A 16,849-nucleotide genomic window follows, 5' to 3' on the forward strand; every position below is an offset into this window, starting at 1 on the left:
TACCGATGCATGGCGTAACAGACTAGACCACTATCAAGAATTCGTTATCATCGTTGCACTTGACTTGAAAATTGAGGTCATGAAAAAGACCTGACTAAAACCGTAACGCAAACCATCAATTACGTTTACGAAAATGGCGATGACGCCGCAAAGACGAATACGCAGACAGTCACCTTTACTCGTAATGCCCTCGTTGATGACACAGACGATACGATCGTTTCCTATGGTGAGTGGCAACTGGCAGAACCACAAAAGTTTGATGATGTGTACAGCCCAATTATTAAGGGGTATCATGCCGACCAAACCAAAGTTGCGGGCAGCCAGGTAACAGGAGACAGTCAAGACCCGAAGCCTATTACCGTCAAGTACAGCACGACAGACCAGCCAATCACTATCCAATATCGCGATCAGAACACTGGGAAGACCTTAAAAACTGATATTTTGAAGGGTAAGACTGGTGATAAGGTTCAAAGTACAGCTATTGCGAGAATCCAAGGTTATAAGGCAATGGGGTACGAGTTAGTCAGCGATGGCACGAAAGGCGCTAAGGAATTAGAGGTTACCCCGGGTGGCAGTGCTTATTTGGTTGAGTTTAAGCATGAAACTCCCACTTTGGATGGCCGTAATAACCCTGGAACTCACGAAAAGGATCTAGTCAAGAAAGTAACCCAAACGATTGAGTATCTTTATCCTGATGGATCGAAAGCACATGCAGACAACGTTCAAACAATTACGTACACACGAACCGCAGTAGTCGATAAGCTTACGCAAGAGATTCTCTCGACCGGTGATTGGACCACGACGGATAACGAACAGTATACGAATGTAGACAGCCCAGCAATCGCAGGTTACCACGCTGACCAAACAACGGTCACTGGCTTAAAGGTTACCCCTGATACAGCCAGCCAGACCATCACTGTGCATTACAATACCTCTGAGCAGCCAATCAACATCCAATACTTTGACCGCACCGCCAACAAGACGTTGAAATTTGACGTATTGAAGGGTAAGACTGGCGACACGGTCGACAACACGGCACCTGCGCGCATCCAGGGCTATGTGGCGATGGGTTACAAGGTGGTCGAAGATCAAACTGCCGGCAAGCAAACACTGACGATTGCACCAGAAGGAAACAATTACCGTGTTACTCTCGAGCACACCTCAACCACCGTCACTCCTGAGAACCCAGGCAACCATGCTGCCGAACTGACAAAAACCATCAACCAGACGATTAACTACGTCTACCCAGACGGTTCCCAGGCAGCGCCAGCTAACCACCAAGCGATTACCTATACGCGTAATGCCATGATCGACCGCACTACCAATAAGGCAACTGCATATTCCGCTTGGAAGCCAGTTGCTGGTGAACAGTTCACGGATGTTGCTAGCCCCGCCATCAATGGCTACGGTGCAGATCAGCCGACAGTACTTGGAGTTAAGGTCACATCAAATGCGGCTCCTGAACAGAATGTTACTGTGCACTATGCAGCTTTGAATCAACCCATCACCATCCAGTTCATTCAATATGGCACCGGCAAAGTCCTGAAGACGGAAAAGCTGACAGGCAAGACTGACGAAACATTGAGCTATGACGTTGAAGCCATGATTGCAAGTTACTTGAAGCAGGGTTATGTCCTGGTCAGCAACAATGTGCCAGAAGTGGCCAAGATGGGTCAGTTCAAAGTTAACGCTGGCGGCAACAACTATCAGGTTCACTTGGCGCTTGCTCCGAAGGCACCACAGCCAAGTGCTGATAGCACAAAGAAACAGACGCCAGTTACTCGCAGCGGTCAAAAGAAACTGCCAAATACTGGTGAAAAGACCAATCAACTCGGCACCATCGGTCTGGTCGTCACCGCGATGACCGCACTCTTCGCGGTTGGCGCACGTAAACAACGCCGCGACTAAATCTCGCAGAACTAAACAGTATGATCTGAGTAATTAACCTAAGCCCCCAGATTTGGATGAAAATCTAAATATGGGGGTTTTACTATAGCCAAATTAGCCGAAAGAGTGGTTTGAAAACTGTGATGAGAGGCGAGAAGGTTCAATCAGTCCATTTGAAGTGATGATGGACCATCGATAAGTGTTCATAAAGCGAACAAGCGACCCAATTAAAATTAAGACAGTTAGTATGCCAAACCGCCACATAAACGAAAAATTGAATCATCCGATTTCAAAGGTTAACGAGTTGTGGATATATGCCGAAGTATATAGTTGGAATAGTATATGAAGAATATTTACACTATGTAATATTACATAGTGATCGCGCTAATATATTAGATTCGCGTTATATATCATGCTATAACCACTAGAATGTAATCATATTGTTTGACTTTACCCCAAATCTCATTAGATTCATGGTATTGCTAGGTGATCTGACTAGTAAAAATGATGAATCTTGTTGCTCAGAAATGTGATTTGGGGGAGAGTCATGGAAAAGGGAGAAACCAAGGTCCATTTTAAGTTGTATAAGGCCGGCCGCCAGTGGCTGGTTGCAAGCATTGCCATTGTTGGGTTGGGCATCGCTACTTCGCCTTTATTCATTAAGCAAAGCGCAGACACGCAAACGGTCTACGCCGCTAGCCAGGACGAGCAAGACATGGGCACACCGGGTCCTGATGAGGTTGGGTTAAATCAGCAGGCTGCCCTCGATACGGTTGAGGTTAGTTCACCTGAGGGACAAAATGTGAAGCCCTCGGTGGTGTCGAACTCGGCCAAGGTGACTGACCAGCAGGGGAAAACCTTAATTGATCAGCCACAGCCGGTTACAGTGAATGACACAGCGGTGGGCGATTCTGATGCCACCGCTGCCGTTGATTCGAATGATGTCAATAGCAACCCGACGCCAACCACTGAAGTCCCAGCCGCAGACGCGACAGACCAAAGCACAGTGGTCACTGTCGAAGGCCAGCGGCTGGATGATCTCAAAAACAGTTTTACCTACCACACCAGCACGCCGAACCCGGCGGCGGGCATCAAGGACGACGGCCAGGTGGTGTTGACGGCAGATGCAGGCAGGCAGTCTGGTAATCTGACCCTCAATAATCAAATTGACCTTGCTTATGATTTTGATTTAACCGGGACCATTACCATCGGCACCGGCGATGGGGTGGCGATTGGATTTCATACTGGGAACACAGACGAGGTCGGCCGCAATGGCGGCGCTCTTGGTTTTGCCGGACTAGGCAACGCTTTTGGTTGGAAAGCCGACACTTATAACAATAGTAATGGTGGTCAAAATGATAATGATACAACCGTGATTAATGGCCAAAAGGTGCCGTATTTCGGCCCAGATCCGCAGGGTTATCGTCGGTTCGGCGCCTTTGCTCACACTGGTGATAATGGCATCACGATTGAAACGAATGGGGCTTCGGCGCAATCAATTGACCCGTCGTTTGACACCATTCATGTTCATTATGAGGCAGCCGCACAGCTATTGACCATCGAGCTAAGCCAGTCTTCGCGGCCAGGCGCGATTTTGAAGTGGACGGAAAATATTGAACATGAGATTCCGAAAAATCGGCTGGTGTCTTTCTTCATTGCCGGCTCCACCGGTGATGCTCATTCGAAGCAAGGCTTCAAGCTCAATCGCTTTACGTATAATGCGGTTGGCGTGGCGCATGTTGAGTATCGGGATGAAGCGGGAGCGTTGCTACTGAAAGGTGATGATATTCACGGCATCATCGGCCGCACCGTAACCGTGCTGGGAACGCCGGAATATCAACGTGCCATCGCCTTTTTAAAAACGCCTGAGCAAGGTGGCTATGTGCCGGTGAATATCAATGATCAGGGCAATGTCACTTTCCAGCGCACACATCCAGAAACGCTGACCATTACCATGAAGAAGCAGTACGAAGCCACGATTCATTTTGTCGATGATGCCGAAAACACGCAGCAGGCCGACCTCGGTGCCAAGCAAATTACTTGGACTGATGGGGCTCCCCTTGAGCACATGGACGACGTGAATCGTCAGCTTACCCGGCTGATGCAAGCAGGGTACCAGTTGGTGGAAGATACGCGCCCGAACGATGGTGCGTATGCCCCAGGCGCGAATTACACGCTGCACTTTATTCACCAAACTAAGGTGATTGCTCAGCCGCAAGTGACCCGGACGATCACGTACCAGGGGTTGCCAGCCGACAAGGCCATCGCCCCGGTAACACAGACGGCCACGTACGAGGTGACCAAAGATCTGGTGACGGACGCCGAATTTGACGCTACCTTCACGCTGCCAGAGGTGGTCACGCCATCAGTGACCGGATACACGGCAGATGCCTCGGTCGTGTCGGCGTTTACCTCGACGACCGGTGGCCAGCCCACCGATGTCGTTGTGACGTACACGGCACAACCTCAACCCATTACCATTAATTTCGTCGATCGCGACACCCAGACAACGCTGAAGACGCTGGTGTTGACCCGTGACAATGGCGTGGTCTCATTCGACCAAGTTTTGGGGCAAGCACCAATCGGCTACCGGGTGGACCTTAGCACCAATGACTGGGACCAGGCGACGAACACGTACACGATTGGCCTTTACAATGTTCAAGCCCTTGAAGATAACTTTCATCAAGCAGTGGATGACTTCACGAATGCCATTAAGACGGCCATCACGTTTAAAATCGTTGATCGGGATAGCCAGGCGACCTTGAAGACGTTCCTGATCCCCCGGAATGAAAATGGCATCGTGCCGTTTGACAAAGTGATGGCACAAATTCCAGCTGGCTATCGGTTGGATCTCACCGCTAATGCTTGGGATCCGGGCACGAACACGTATACACTGAGTCTCTACAATGTCCAAGCGTTAGAGGATAAGGTTAAGCAAACTGTGGCCGATTTTACGAATGCCATTAAGACGGCCATCACGTTTAAACTCGTCGATCCTGATACCAATGTGACGTTGAAAACGTTCCTGATCCCCCGGAATGGAAATGGCATCGTGCCGTTTGACAAAGTGGTGGCGCAAATCCCGGCTGGATACCGGCTAGACCTCACCGCCAATGCTTGGGACCCGGACACGAACACGTATACGCTTGGCCTTTACAATGTTCAAGCGTTAGAGGATAAGGTTAAGCAAACTGTGGCCGATTTTACGAATGCCATTAAGACGGCCATCACGTTTAAGCTTGTTGATCGGGATAGCCAGGCGTCATTGAAGACGTTCCTGATCCCCAGGAATGAAAGAGGCATCGTGCCGTTTGACAAAGTGGTGGCGCAAATCCCGGCTGGATACCGGCTAGACCTCACCACCAATGCTTGGGACCCGGACACGAACACGTACACGCTTGGCCTGTACAACGTTCAAACGCTGGAAGATAAGGTCAGTCAAGCCGTTGCCGACTTTACGAATGCCATCAAGACGGCCATCACGTTTAAGTTCGTTGATCGCGATACCAATACCACGTTGAAGACGCTTTTGATTCCAAGAAATGAAGCCGGTATCGTACCAGTCGACAAAGTGTTGGCTCAGATACCGGCCGGGTACCGAATGGCGTTTACGACTAATGACTGGGATCAAGCGACCAACACCTACACGATTAGTCTTTATAACGTCCAGACACTAGAAGATAAGGTTAATCAAGCTGTTGCGGACTTTACCAATGCGATCAAGACGGCCATTACGTTTAAATTTGTTGATCGGGATACGAATGTGACGCTGAAGACGTTCTTGATTCCACGTAATGAAAATGGCATCGTGCCGTTTGACAAAGTGCTGGCGCAAATCCCAGCTGGGTACCGGCTAGACCTCACGACCAATGCCTGGAACCAAGCGACTAACACGTATACGCTTAGTCTTTACAACGTGCAGGCACTAGAGGAAAAACTCAACCAGACCATCAGCGACTTCAAGCAGGCCATCAAGACGGCTATCACCTTTAAGCTCGTTGATCGGGATAGCCAAGCGACATTGAAGACGTTCCTGATCCCCCGCAATGAAAATGGCATCGTGCCGTTCGACAAGGTTTTGGCGCAAATTCCGGCTGGTTACCGCATGGCGCTCGCTTTTAATGCCTGGGACCAAGCCACCAACACGTACACGATTGTGATTTACAATGTTAAGACTGATGGGAAAAAGGCTAACCCAAATAAGGGGCAACCTGGTGGAGCAATTAGCGCAGTAACCAAAACCATCGAGGTCAATCTCATTGATGGCACCACAGGGGCAGTCATCCAACATTTGTCCTATGTTATCGGCATAAACAGTCGCCTGCCGATGGCTAAAGTTAAGGCAACGCTTCCGACCGGCTATCGAATTGATCAAGCGCGGTCTTGGCGAGATCCGCAAACTGGCACTTACAACCTTGTGTTGGTCAAAGTGATCGACAGTCGCAAGCTGGCTCAGAGCACGCTTAACGGCGCGGTTAAAGTGACCGAATCCCCAGCCCTGGTTGATACCAGTGCAGCTTTGCCAGCAACCGGTGACCGCGATAATGCAACTGCCTCGGCAGTAGGGCTAGTCGCCGTCATTGGCGCTCTGTTTGGCTTAGCTGGCACACTGGCGAGGAAACGCGAATAAAGCTAATTGGCAATCTGGGGACCACTCTTGTGTGAGTGGTCCTTTTTAGTACGCACGTGGGTGACGTGCATCGGTATACCAAAACGGGCATTTGATGGTACGGTAGAAATTTTTTGAACAAATCTCAAAATGTAATAAATCATAATTCTAAAAATAAATTTCAATTTACGTAAAACCCGGACGAAACTTGGGGTAAAAGCGATGGTAGTGGGGCTGGTGTGGTAGCGGTCAAATATGGAAATCAAGCCGGGGACACCGACTTGATTGGCCAAACGCAGAGATGAAGAAACCAGTCGAATCAATATGTGCATCTGATTTTTGCAAGAGTTGACTTAGGTGAACCCTACGTTCTAGATCAAATCGTTTATAAAGCTTTGATTCCTTGCCAAAATTTGTTCTTACCAATCAAAAATATTTTTTTCGACTGTCGCTATTTTTTGACCAGAATCGAAGCCCTGCGATATTTGAAATCGCGATTTTTGGATGGTATATTGACTGCATTACAACCGGTAATGGCCATTGGTACGGGCACCAATTCCCGTCGGATCGTTCGTTGCTTGGAAGTAATATTGGGGGAACTACAGCTTTAAGGTGGCACATTTGCGAAACTGGGATGACCAGCGTAGTGGTTTTGTGTCTTCTATTTTGGGTGAGTGTACATAGCTAAGCGGTGTGTTTGTGTACCGCTGACTTAATGCACAAACCGAATGGCCCTGAGTATTTGGGGCCTTTTTGAATACCGTGATACATTAAAGTGAAAGTGGCGACGTACAGAAATGAGCGGCCTAACAATCGTCAGGCACGCTCATTTTGTTTCAGCCATGAATATACCGAAATTCCTGGGTTTCCCCACCATACCCCCAAGAATCGGCCCCGACATCCTGCAACACGATATAGCTGGTCGTGGCCACATGCGGCAACAGCTTGCTCATAGCTTGGTAGGCGGCCTTGATAAAGGCTGCTTTTTCATCGCGGGTGTTGGTGCCGGCGGTGAGCTTGATCTCAATAAAGAAACTCGACTGGTCTGGCGCTAGCGCCTGGCCGCCGATGAACCAGTCCGACGGGGCGCTAAAGTGCACATCAACCGCAGCGGCTGCGGCATTTTTGCCAAGTTTGTTGACGGCGAGGTCGGTCAAGGTGCTGGCGACCTGTGCGGCAGTGACAGTAGTGGCATGGGTAGCGATACGAACACGTAAATATGGCATATGATTGCCTCCTTTATGACTTCAGAATAGCCGCCATTCGTGATGTTGGGAATGACGAGATTGTGCTATGCTTATCGCAAACAGTGATAAGGGGGTGCGCCATGCAACTGCAAGACTTGGAAATCTATGCCCAGCTCTACAAGCTGCGGTCCATCAATCAAACGGCGCTCAGTCTGGGCTTTGCGCAGTCGAATATTTCGGCCCGGCTGAAGACCATCGAGGCTGAGTTTGACGCCCCGCTGTTCACGCGCACGCCGCAGGGCATTGTGCCTACCGCGGCGGGGGACAAGTTCGCGGCGTATGCGCAGCAAGTGCTGACAGCGACGACGGCAGTACGAACAGCGCTCCATCCCGCGGCGGCCAAGCCGGAGATTTTGATGTCGAGTTTGCTATTTGATGCGTTAGTGGTGCAGCAAAGTCGTTACGATCTGGACGCCGCGCACTACACTTTGATGAGTTCCACTGCGCTGGCGTCATTAACGACTTGCACCGCGGCGACAGTCGTCACTTATGCGCCGTTTCATGTGGCCGATTATGTACTGACCGACCGGAATCGGCTGGAGGCGGCGTTTTTGCAAGCGCCAGGGATCGCGCCTGAACGCGTTCCGGTATTGGTCAACGCCGACCGGTTATGTCCCTTTCGGCGGCGGAGTCTGAAGTTTGTGAAGCAAGATCTCAGCCGCGTGCAAGAAATCGATTCTTGGGCCAGCATTTTGCAGCTGGTGGAGGCCGGGCGCGGGGTGGCACTGTTGCCACGGTATCTGGCCGCCAAGCACCACTTGGCCGTGGCTTGGCCGGCGCACCGTTACCAAGTGCCTTATGCGACCTGGACACGGCGCTAAATCGGCGCAAAAGGCAATTTCTGTTTCACGTGAAACGAGCCTGGTCTTCGCCGAATTCCCGGTGTGAAACCGGACGCAATGCGCTACAATAGAGGTATCAGCAAAGGAGGCGAGCGGATGGCAATGGTTGAGTTGAAACGATACACCGTCGTCAATGAATACGGCGAATATCTCGAAGACGATGACTTACTACTTTTGCCGGGTTGGACCAAGGATCTTAAGAAGACGTGGATTACCTACAGCCAGGTTGAAGCGCAGCGCGTGGCCCATCAAGCGGAAGGCGTCGCTTGCGAGCTCAAAGCCATCCCGCTGGAGCAGGCGGCCGCGCCGCAGCCGCATCGCGGTGTGCCGATTGCGGTGCAAAAGCAGGTCATCACCTTGTGGCAGCAAGGCATGTCCTACCGGAAAATTGCGAGCCTGCTGAAAATCTCCAAGTCGTCAGTCGGCAATATTGTGAATAAAGATTAACCCAAGGCGGCAACGCCTTTTTCTTTTGCCTAAAAATGAGACGTGTTAGATTATCTAACATAATCACTCGACAGGTTCAGAACCGCCCGTTATGCTTTGAACATGACATAGAAAGTGGTGATGAACGTGAAACGTTGGGGGATTATGGGATTGCTGTTGGCCATCGTGGCGATACTGGTGGTGGGCAAGCCAGGAGAACCGGTGCAAGCGGCGGAAAAAACCTACACTGTCGGCACTGACGTCACGTTTGCACCGTTTGAATTTACGGACAAGAACAATCGGCAAGTCGGCATCGACATTGATATTTTAAAGGCGATTGCCAAAGTGGAAGGGTTCAAGCTGAACATCAAAGCCACCAGCTTCAACGGCGCGGTGCAGGAGCTGCAAGCCGGCCAAATCGATGGCGTGATGGCCGGCATGAGCATCACCAAGGAGCGCAAGGAGATGTTCAACTTCTCTGACCCGTACTTCAAATCCGGCGTGGTGATGGCGGTGGCAAAAAACAGCAAAATCAAAGGCTTTGCCGATTTGCGTGGCAAGCGCGTGGCAATCAAAACTGGGACCGCGGCCGGCGCTTATGCGAACTCGATAAAAAAGAAGTACGGCTTTACGACGGTCACTTTCGATGATTCCAACAACGTCTACCAAGACGTCATCGCCGGCAACTCCGCGGCCTGCTTCGAAGATAAACCGGTGATTCAGTACGCGATTGCTACCGGCCTGGACCTACGCATCACCAAGATGAAGCTGGCGGATCCGAACAACTACGGCATCGCGGTGCAAAAATCCGATCCTGAGTTCCTGGCCACGCTTAATCGCGGCTTAAAGAAATTGCGCCAAACCGGCGAATATGACCGAATCATCACCCGTTACCTAGGGAATGGCTCGCAAAAAGAACAGACTGAGAAGGCCAAGGCTGCCGGCAGTACAGACCACAGCTTCGGCACCCTGCTGAAGCAAAACTGGGGCACGTTGATGAGCGGCCTGCAGGAAACCTTGGCACTCACGTTGGTCGGCATCATCTGTGCCACCATCGTTGGGGTGCTGATGGGACTGCTGGGCGTGGTGCCGAGTCGCTGGGCCCAAGGCACTGCCACGACGTTCATTTACCTGTTCCGCGGCTTGCCGCTGATGGTGCTGGCGCTGTTCATTTACACCGGCGTGCCGATGGTGATTGGCACCAAGATTCCGGCTTTTGTCGCTGGGATTATCACCTTGACCTTGAATGAAGGCGCGTATACCGCGGCGTTTGTCAAAGGCGGCATTGGTGCGGTGGATAAAGGCCAGATGGAAGCCGCGCGGTCGTTGGGCTTGCCATGGGGCAGAGCGATGCGGCGGGTGATTTTACCGCAAGGCATCAAAATCATGATTCCGAGTTTCATCAATCAATTCATCATTACGCTGAAAGATACGTCGATTCTGTCGATTTTAGGCCTGCTTGAGCTGACTCAAACCGGGAAAATCATCATCGCCCGCAATATGCAGGGCTTCAAGATTTGGGCCATGGTGGCGCTGATTTATCTAATCATCATCACGCTGCTGACTTGGCTGTCGAACTGGGTGCAAAGGAAGGTGCAAGCATGACCACACGCATTGAAATGAAAGATGTGCACAAGCGTTACGGGGCCAACGAGGTCATCCGCGGCGTCAATCTGAAGGTTGAGGATAACGAAGTCGTGGTGTTGATTGGCCCCAGCGGCGCCGGCAAAAGTACGGTGCTGCGCATGATGAACGGCTTGGAAACCACCACGGCTGGCGAAATTCTGATTGATGGCGTCGACATTGCCCGGCCGCATGTGGATATCGACAAGGTGCGTGAGAACATCGGCATGGTGTTCCAGCATTTTAACCTGTTTCCGAACATGTCGGTGCAAAAAAACGTCACCTTGGCGCCAGTGGAGTTGGGCCTCATGAGCCAAGCCGACGCCGATGCGGCGGCGCTGCGAATGCTTGATACCGTGGGCCTGGCCGATAAGGCCGAAGCGATGCCGAAAACCCTCTCCGGCGGCCAAAAGCAGCGCGTCGCGATTGCCCGGGCGCTGGCGATGCAGCCTGACATTATGCTGTTTGACGAGCCGACTTCGGCGCTCGATCCAGAAATGGTCGGTGATGTGCTTGAGGTCATGCGCAAGCTGGCGGCGCAGGGGATGACCATGGTGATTGTGACTCACGAAATGGGCTTCGCCAAGGAAGTGGCTGACCGGGTCGTCTTCTTTGAGGGTGGCGAAATCAACGAAACCGGGACGCCAGAGCAAGTCTTTGATCATCCGCAAAGCCCGCGGCTGCAGAGTTTCTTGCAGAAGGTGCTGCAAGCTTAACGGATTCGAATGCATGATGCCGACAAGAACGCCAACATCAACCAATCGCCGAAGATCTACTACAACCGCCAGGCCATCATGGAACGCATTCAGGTGCCCGAATTCAACCGCCGGATGATCACGGATAAGCAGTATCAAGCCATCGTGAAAGACCCGATTCGCATCGTGCGCGTGTTGGTGGTTGAATATCGCGGCGGGCACTTCGATGACGGCGCCGACGCTCGCGGCAGCATCACCTATGATCCCTTCACCGGCAAGGCTTTGCTGGAAGGCGACCGCGAAGTTACCATCAACTAAATGCTATGATTTTGCCCGCTGCGTGCGGGCTTTTTGGCTGCCTGCGACACATTATGTCCGACTGAGATGATACGCTATGCGATGAAGTCAAACATTCACTGGGTCAAAGGAGTAGGGTATGAAAAAAATGAAGTTATGGCTGGCGGCTGTTCCACTAGCTTTGGGGCTCGTGGGCTGCGGGCAAAATAGCGCTGGGACCGGCAACAAGGCAAGTGCCAGCAGTAGTAGCGCGGCCAAGTCGTCAAGCATTGTCAAAGTGAAGGAATCTAAGCCCAAGTATGCCAAGGACTTTAAGGCGGTGACGATTCCAAAGAAGATGCAAGGCAAATGGTATGGTTACGCGGCGAATGCCAGCAATCTCACCATCATGGACTTTGCGCAAAACGCAGTGACGCTGACCGGAACGGACAACGATGGGAAAACCAAGTTGACATACGATCCCGAGGTGCGCACCAAAGAAGATCAAGAAGCCCTGTCCGCCAGCAACGGAGGCAGTGTTGGGGGACCGACGCTCACCGCCGGCGACAAATATCGTCAAGCCAACTGGGTTGCCGCCAAACAAATCACCATGAACGGCCAAACCGGGCTGAACCTCTGGAACAGCTGGTACATTGCTGACGCGGGGACGTTTTACACGTTGGCCCAACGGAAAATCGGCAAGAAGCTGCACACGGTGCTGCTGGATCCGATGAACCATGCCATTTTCTATCGCGATAAGTCACGCTTTCTGGATGATGAAGGCAATGACGCCAGCGGTGTGGCGCAGGTGATTCCCACTGACGATGATTTCTTCGTGTTGGCGTTTCTCAAACAGTCCGGTTTTTCTCTTCGTTACGCTTATGAATCAATTGTGGAAGAGCCAAGCTGGAATTTCGTTCTGGTTGATCATGGCAGCAAGATCTACAGTCCAGGATCCAAGCCGACGGATCAGATTTATGTCATGCCGTTTTTCCTGAAAGGGGTGACGGCTGACGCGGTGACGTACCAGATTGATAATTCGAAGAATCCCGACAAAAAGTATCGTCATAGTGAACCGTTTACCGAGACGATGAGCAGCTTGGAGAAAAAGATGTTCACCGGCAATTCGAATGAGGATGACATGATCATGCTTCAAGCGATTCGGGTCAAAATGGAAGAGAATGGGGCCAAGGTCAAATAATCAAGTTGGAGCATCGGCATGAACAGTAACTACCGCATCGCTGAGCTGCTGCAGAGTTTTTTGCAGAAAGTGTTGCAAGCTTAGCTGGTGTGATTCGAAAAGCCCACACGACCGACGATCGTCGCGTAGGCTTTTCGAATTTGATTAGTCAGTGAAGACATTTTCGCCATTGGTGGCAATAATCTGGCGATACGTCTTGAAGCTGTCTTTCTTGCTGCGGGCCAAGGTGCCATGGCCTTCGTCGTCTTTGTCCACGTAAACGAAGCCATAGCGTTTGCTCATTTGACCAGTGCCAGCGGACACGATATCAATCGGGCCCCACCAGGTGTAGCCCATGACGTTGCAACCGTCCTTGATGGCCTCGCCGATGGCCTGAACATGGGCCTTGAGATAGTCGCTGCGGGCCGGGTCGTGAATGCTACCGTCAGCGCTGACGGTATCCTTCATGCCGAGCCCATTTTCGACAATGAACATCGGGCAGTTGTACCGATCCTGCACCAGATTGCACATCCAGCGCAGGCCCAGCGGATCAATCTGCCAGCCCCAATCCGTGGCTTTTAGATAAGGGTTGGGCTTGCCCACTGCGCCGCCAGTGTCACCATACAGCGGGGTGCCGGCGGCGTAGGTGGAAGAGCGGTAGTAAGAAAAGCCTAAGAATTCGGATGGGTAGTCGTGAATCAACTGCAGGTCGTCCGGTCCCATCTCCAGTTCAAAATGATGCTCGGCGAAAATGCGCTTGGCGTAGGCCGGATAGGCGCCGCGTAGCTGAACATCGGCCGAGATGAAGGTGCGCCGCTGCATCTGCATCGCGCCGAAGACATCCTCTGGTGCGCAAGTCGCGGGATAAACGGCAGCTTGGCTGAGTGACAGCATAATCCCCATGTGGGCGTCGGGCATCAGTTCGCGTGCTGACTTGACCGCTTTGGCGTTGGCGACATACATGTTGTGCTCAGCTTGATAAATCTGCTGGGTGCGGTGGTCGGTGTCGCCAGTCAGGTCAATCGCCGCGGCCGCGTATGGGATGGTGTGGGTGTTGTTCATTTCGTTGAACGTCATCCAGTAATGTACGACGTCACCGTAGCGGGTGAAAATGGTGCGGCAGAACCGTTCATACAAGTCGATCAGGTGGCGGTCGGTCCAGCCGCCATACTTGTCATGCAGGGCCAGCGGCGTTTCATAGTGGGAAATGGTGACCACCGGTTCCATGCCAAGCTTTTTCATGGTGGCGAACAGGTCGTCATAATACCGCAAGCCGGCTTCGTTGGGGGTGGTTTCCTCACCGGTCGGGTACAGCCGGCTCCAGGCGATCGAGGTACGGAAACAGTTGAAGCCCATTTCGCTCATCGCCTGTAAGTCCTCATGATACTTGTGGTAAAAATCGATGGCTTCGTGGTTGGGATAGTATTTCCCAGGCAATACGGCGTCATCATGTTCACTTTTACCAATGCCATGCTCAGTCACATCCACCAGTGATGGCCCTTTGCCATCCGCTTGCCAGGCCCCTTCTGCCTGATTAGCGGCAATTGCGCCGCCCCAAAGAAATCCTTTTGGAAAAACTGTCATGGTTCTGCCTCCTGCGCCTTCAAGACGCGCTTCAAAATGAATACGCCTCCATTCAAGCACGAAGCGCCAGGGATGTAAAGGTGGTGGTCGGCCGTTGCCGCCCGTGGCGCTGTCGGTGGGCTCCGCTTGGGTGCCGGTCCTGCTGTGCGGCCGGGCCGAGCCAAAGACCGGTCTCGGCCCTAGTTTTGAAGCCGCAGTCGCTGGCGCGCCAATGCGGCTTCAAAACTGCCGCGAGGACGACTGGTCAACCTGCAAAGCCCGCAGTTTGACTAGTCGTCCTCGTTTCACTGCGGGCCCAGCACCCAAGCTCCGCCCACCGGCAGCGCCACTCGATAACAGTATGATCTACAGCTGTCAGGTGCTCGTTTCGTTGGGGTTCCATCCTCAGCCGATGAAGAGCATCTTGCTGGTACAACATTGACGATGACATCATTGTCGGGCCGGTTAGCCGGAGCAGTCAGGGGCTCAAGGTGTTGTTGTTCTTAGCCAACGGTCTTAGTTGGCTTAGAACAAGCCGCGACTTCGAGACTCGCAGCGCGAGTCTCAAAGCGCTGGCCACCACGTTCCAGCCCCTGGCTGCGGAGACTGGCCGGCCCGGCCCTTGACTGTGACCTAGCGTTTGCCGGTCTTTCAAGGTATGATAAAACTCGGAGGTGCAGCATGAAATCAGCATTATACCAACAAGACGTCGCCGCGACTGCGGCCTTGGCTTTGCCTTGGGACAAGCTCCAAGGTAAGACGGTTTTGATTACTGGCGCCAGTGGGTTAATTGGGAGTTTTCTGATTGACGTGTTGATGCAGCAAAATCACACCCAGCAGCGCGACTGTCACATTATCGCCCTAGGGCGCAGTGAGGCACATGCCAAGGCGCGGTTTGACGCGTACTGGGAAGATGAGCATTTCACGTTTGTCAGCCATGATGTCAATTTGCCGCTGACCGACGTCGCTATCGCTGACGTGGATTTTGTGCTCCATCTGGCCAGCAATACGCATCCGGTGGCGTATGCCAATGACCCGATTGGCACGATTACCGCGAATATCATCGGCACGCAAAACCTACTTGAATTCGCCGTGGCACATCACGCCCAGCGGTTCGCTTTTGCCTCTTCGAATGAGATTTACGGCGAAAACCGCGGCGATGTGGAGCTGTTCAAGGAAGATTACTGCGGCTACATTGACTCCAACACCTTGCGGGCCGGCTACCCAGAAAGCAAACGCGCCGGTGAGGCTTTGTGCCAAGCTTATAAGCGGCAAAAAGGCCTGGATGTTGTGATTCCACGGCTGACCCGCAGTTACGGGCCAACGCTGGCGCGCAGCGACACCAAGGCGATGACGCAGTTCATCCGCAATGGCGTGGCGCGTGAGGATATCGTGCTGAAAAGTGCCGGCACTCAGCATTATTCCTATACGTACGTCGCCGATGCCGTGTCCGGCCTGTTGATGGTGCTGCTGGCCGGGGTCAATGGCGAGGCGTATAACATTGCCGATCAGGCCTCGAATGTGATGTTGAAAGACGTGGCCGCGATGATTGCCCAAGAATCCGGCAATCAGGTGGTGTTTGAACTGCCAGACGCGGTCGAGCAGGCTGGCTTCAGTAAAGCCACGAAGGCCCTGCTGGATCCAAGCAAGTTACAAGCGCTGGGCTGGCATGCCCAGTTCGATATGGCAACCGGCCTGGCGCATACGCTGCAGATTTTGCGGGCAGAAGCCTAGAGGACGTTTTAACTGGTCCAGAACCTTTAGTGGCGAAAGCAATTTCTTCCTGCTGAAAGTTCTGGGCCTTTTGCGTCTATCCGGCAGTGTTTTTGCAAGCGGTACTATCTGCCATCGTCCGTACTGCAAGAAAAAAGCCCTTAGCTAGGCTAAGGGCCGAGGACGCCAATAGGCAAACCCTCAAAAGGAGAGCGGTGACGACATGAAACCAATCATGGGCTCCGGTAATACCGAATCCACACCGTTGTTAATGACTACTGTACTGGATAACTACTCGATGCCAGACCGTCGTCTTTTGCATCTGTAGGGAACTAACCCTTTCGCTATCTTTGGTAGGCTCATTATGCACTGCTTATTCGCAAAATGTCAATCATTGGTAATGGAATCAATCCACAACATGGATGCCGTGTCGTCGATACCGGTCAAAAAGCGCCTTATCACCGCCATCATATCTTTGCCTTCTTAGAATTTGATAAATTGATGGCTTGGGCTGCGCCATTTCACAATAATGATATAAAAAAGCACGCGGAATGTAATCAGCAATTTGAATGCCAGCATCATTTTGGGCCTTTGGTGAAAAACCGATACCGTAAATCAGTTGTTGTAGTTCAATGGCAGAGTAACGAATGGTGCCATGACTCATAATTTTATAGAACGTTTTTCTGACGCGTTGATCGCTTAAATTTCCTTCCTCAATTTTCAAGTCAAGTGCAACGATGATAACGAATTCTTGATAGTGGTCTAGGCTGTTACGCCATGCATCGGTA

The 16,849-nt window shown here is 52.0% G+C and carries 11 protein-coding genes and 1 pseudogene; 9 read left to right on the top strand and 3 right to left on the bottom strand.

Features of this window, described 5'->3' with window-relative positions; all coding sequences use genetic code 11:
- Positions 1-90: 90 nt before the first annotated feature.
- Both JUF11_RS12215 and JUF11_RS12220 read left to right on the top strand, forming a co-directional pair.
- A complete protein-coding gene (locus tag JUF11_RS12215; RefSeq protein WP_268886771.1) occupies positions 91-1,908 on the top strand; it encodes a mucin-binding protein in 1,818 nt (605 codons plus the stop codon).
- 526 nt (positions 1,909-2,434) lie between these two features.
- Positions 2,435-6,517, top strand: coding sequence for a lectin-like domain-containing protein (locus JUF11_RS12220; protein WP_204119821.1), 4,083 nt, complete (start codon positions 2,435-2,437; stop codon positions 6,515-6,517).
- Between the two features lie 815 nt (positions 6,518-7,332).
- Here JUF11_RS12220 and JUF11_RS12225 read toward each other — a convergent pair.
- Complete coding sequence (locus tag JUF11_RS12225) at positions 7,333-7,722, bottom strand: tautomerase family protein (RefSeq protein WP_204119822.1); 390 nt, start codon at positions 7,720-7,722, stop codon at positions 7,333-7,335.
- Positions 7,723-7,823: 101 nt separating this feature from the next.
- Between JUF11_RS12225 and JUF11_RS12230 the strand changes: the two genes are divergently transcribed.
- The 6 genes from JUF11_RS12230 (at position 7,824) to JUF11_RS12255 (ending at position 12,806) form a co-directional block, all read left to right on the top strand.
- Positions 7,824-8,564, top strand: coding sequence for a LysR family transcriptional regulator (locus tag JUF11_RS12230; RefSeq protein WP_204119823.1), 741 nt, complete (start codon positions 7,824-7,826; stop codon positions 8,562-8,564).
- Between the two features lie 117 nt (positions 8,565-8,681).
- Positions 8,682-9,032: a helix-turn-helix domain-containing protein gene (locus JUF11_RS12235; RefSeq protein WP_125583020.1), complete on the top strand. Its 351-nt coding sequence runs from the start codon at positions 8,682-8,684 to the stop codon at positions 9,030-9,032.
- Positions 9,033-9,176: 144 nt separating this feature from the next.
- Entirely contained in the window at positions 9,177-10,616 is a 1,440-nt protein-coding gene (locus JUF11_RS12240; protein ID WP_204119829.1) for an ABC transporter substrate-binding protein/permease, read from the top strand.
- On the top strand, positions 10,613-11,350 hold the full coding sequence (locus JUF11_RS12245; protein ID WP_204119824.1) for an amino acid ABC transporter ATP-binding protein: 738 nt from the start codon (positions 10,613-10,615) through the stop codon (positions 11,348-11,350). Before JUF11_RS12240 ends, JUF11_RS12245 begins: the two co-directional genes overlap by 4 nt.
- A gap of 9 nt (positions 11,351-11,359) precedes the next feature.
- Positions 11,360-11,647 carry a hypothetical protein gene (locus tag JUF11_RS12250; RefSeq protein ID WP_204119825.1) on the top strand — a complete coding sequence of 96 codons (288 nt, stop codon included), beginning with the start codon at positions 11,360-11,362 and terminating at the stop codon, positions 11,645-11,647.
- A gap of 118 nt (positions 11,648-11,765) precedes the next feature.
- A complete protein-coding gene (locus JUF11_RS12255) occupies positions 11,766-12,806 on the top strand; it encodes an LptM family lipoprotein (protein WP_204119826.1) in 1,041 nt (346 codons plus the stop codon).
- A gap of 144 nt (positions 12,807-12,950) precedes the next feature.
- Here the strand turns inward: JUF11_RS12255 and JUF11_RS12260 are convergent, their stop codons facing one another.
- The gene (locus JUF11_RS12260) at positions 12,951-14,369 is read right to left on the bottom strand and encodes a glycoside hydrolase family 1 protein (RefSeq protein ID WP_204119827.1); all 1,419 of its coding nucleotides are present in this window, start codon (positions 14,367-14,369) and stop codon (positions 12,951-12,953) included.
- Positions 14,370-15,029: 660 nt separating this feature from the next.
- On the opposite strand from JUF11_RS12260, the gene JUF11_RS12265 reads away from it, so the two are divergent.
- On the top strand, positions 15,030-16,082 hold the full coding sequence (locus JUF11_RS12265) for an NAD-dependent epimerase/dehydratase family protein (RefSeq protein ID WP_204119828.1): 1,053 nt from the start codon (positions 15,030-15,032) through the stop codon (positions 16,080-16,082).
- A gap of 385 nt (positions 16,083-16,467) precedes the next feature.
- Here JUF11_RS12265 and JUF11_RS12270 read toward each other — a convergent pair.
- Positions 16,468-16,849 (bottom strand): annotated as a pseudogene (locus JUF11_RS12270) (hypothetical protein); the annotation flags it as partial.

Source organism: Lacticaseibacillus suilingensis (assembly GCF_016861845.1).
Taxonomy (GTDB): domain Bacteria; phylum Bacillota; class Bacilli; order Lactobacillales; family Lactobacillaceae; genus Lacticaseibacillus; species Lacticaseibacillus suilingensis.

What these genes read in the sequence shown, in the direction of transcription:
- JUF11_RS12255 (WP_204119826.1), top strand. Translation starts at nt 11,766, where the DNA reads ATGAAAAAAATGAAGTTATGGCTGGCGGCTGTTCCACTAGCTTTGGGG.
- JUF11_RS12260 (WP_204119827.1), bottom strand. Translation starts at nt 14,369, where the DNA reads ATGACAGTTTTTCCAAAAGGATTTCTTTGGGGCGGCGCAATTGCCGCT.
- JUF11_RS12230 (WP_204119823.1), top strand. Translation starts at nt 7,824, where the DNA reads ATGCAACTGCAAGACTTGGAAATCTATGCCCAGCTCTACAAGCTGCGG.
- JUF11_RS12245 (WP_204119824.1), top strand. Translation starts at nt 10,613, where the DNA reads ATGACCACACGCATTGAAATGAAAGATGTGCACAAGCGTTACGGGGCC.
- JUF11_RS12235 (WP_125583020.1), top strand. Translation starts at nt 8,682, where the DNA reads ATGGCAATGGTTGAGTTGAAACGATACACCGTCGTCAATGAATACGGC.
- JUF11_RS12240 (WP_204119829.1), top strand. Translation starts at nt 9,177, where the DNA reads ATGGGATTGCTGTTGGCCATCGTGGCGATACTGGTGGTGGGCAAGCCA.
- JUF11_RS12265 (WP_204119828.1), top strand. Translation starts at nt 15,030, where the DNA reads ATGAAATCAGCATTATACCAACAAGACGTCGCCGCGACTGCGGCCTTG.
- JUF11_RS12225 (WP_204119822.1), bottom strand. Translation starts at nt 7,722, where the DNA reads ATGCCATATTTACGTGTTCGTATCGCTACCCATGCCACTACTGTCACT.
- JUF11_RS12220 (WP_204119821.1), top strand. Translation starts at nt 2,435, where the DNA reads ATGGAAAAGGGAGAAACCAAGGTCCATTTTAAGTTGTATAAGGCCGGC.
- JUF11_RS12250 (WP_204119825.1), top strand. Translation starts at nt 11,360, where the DNA reads ATGCATGATGCCGACAAGAACGCCAACATCAACCAATCGCCGAAGATC.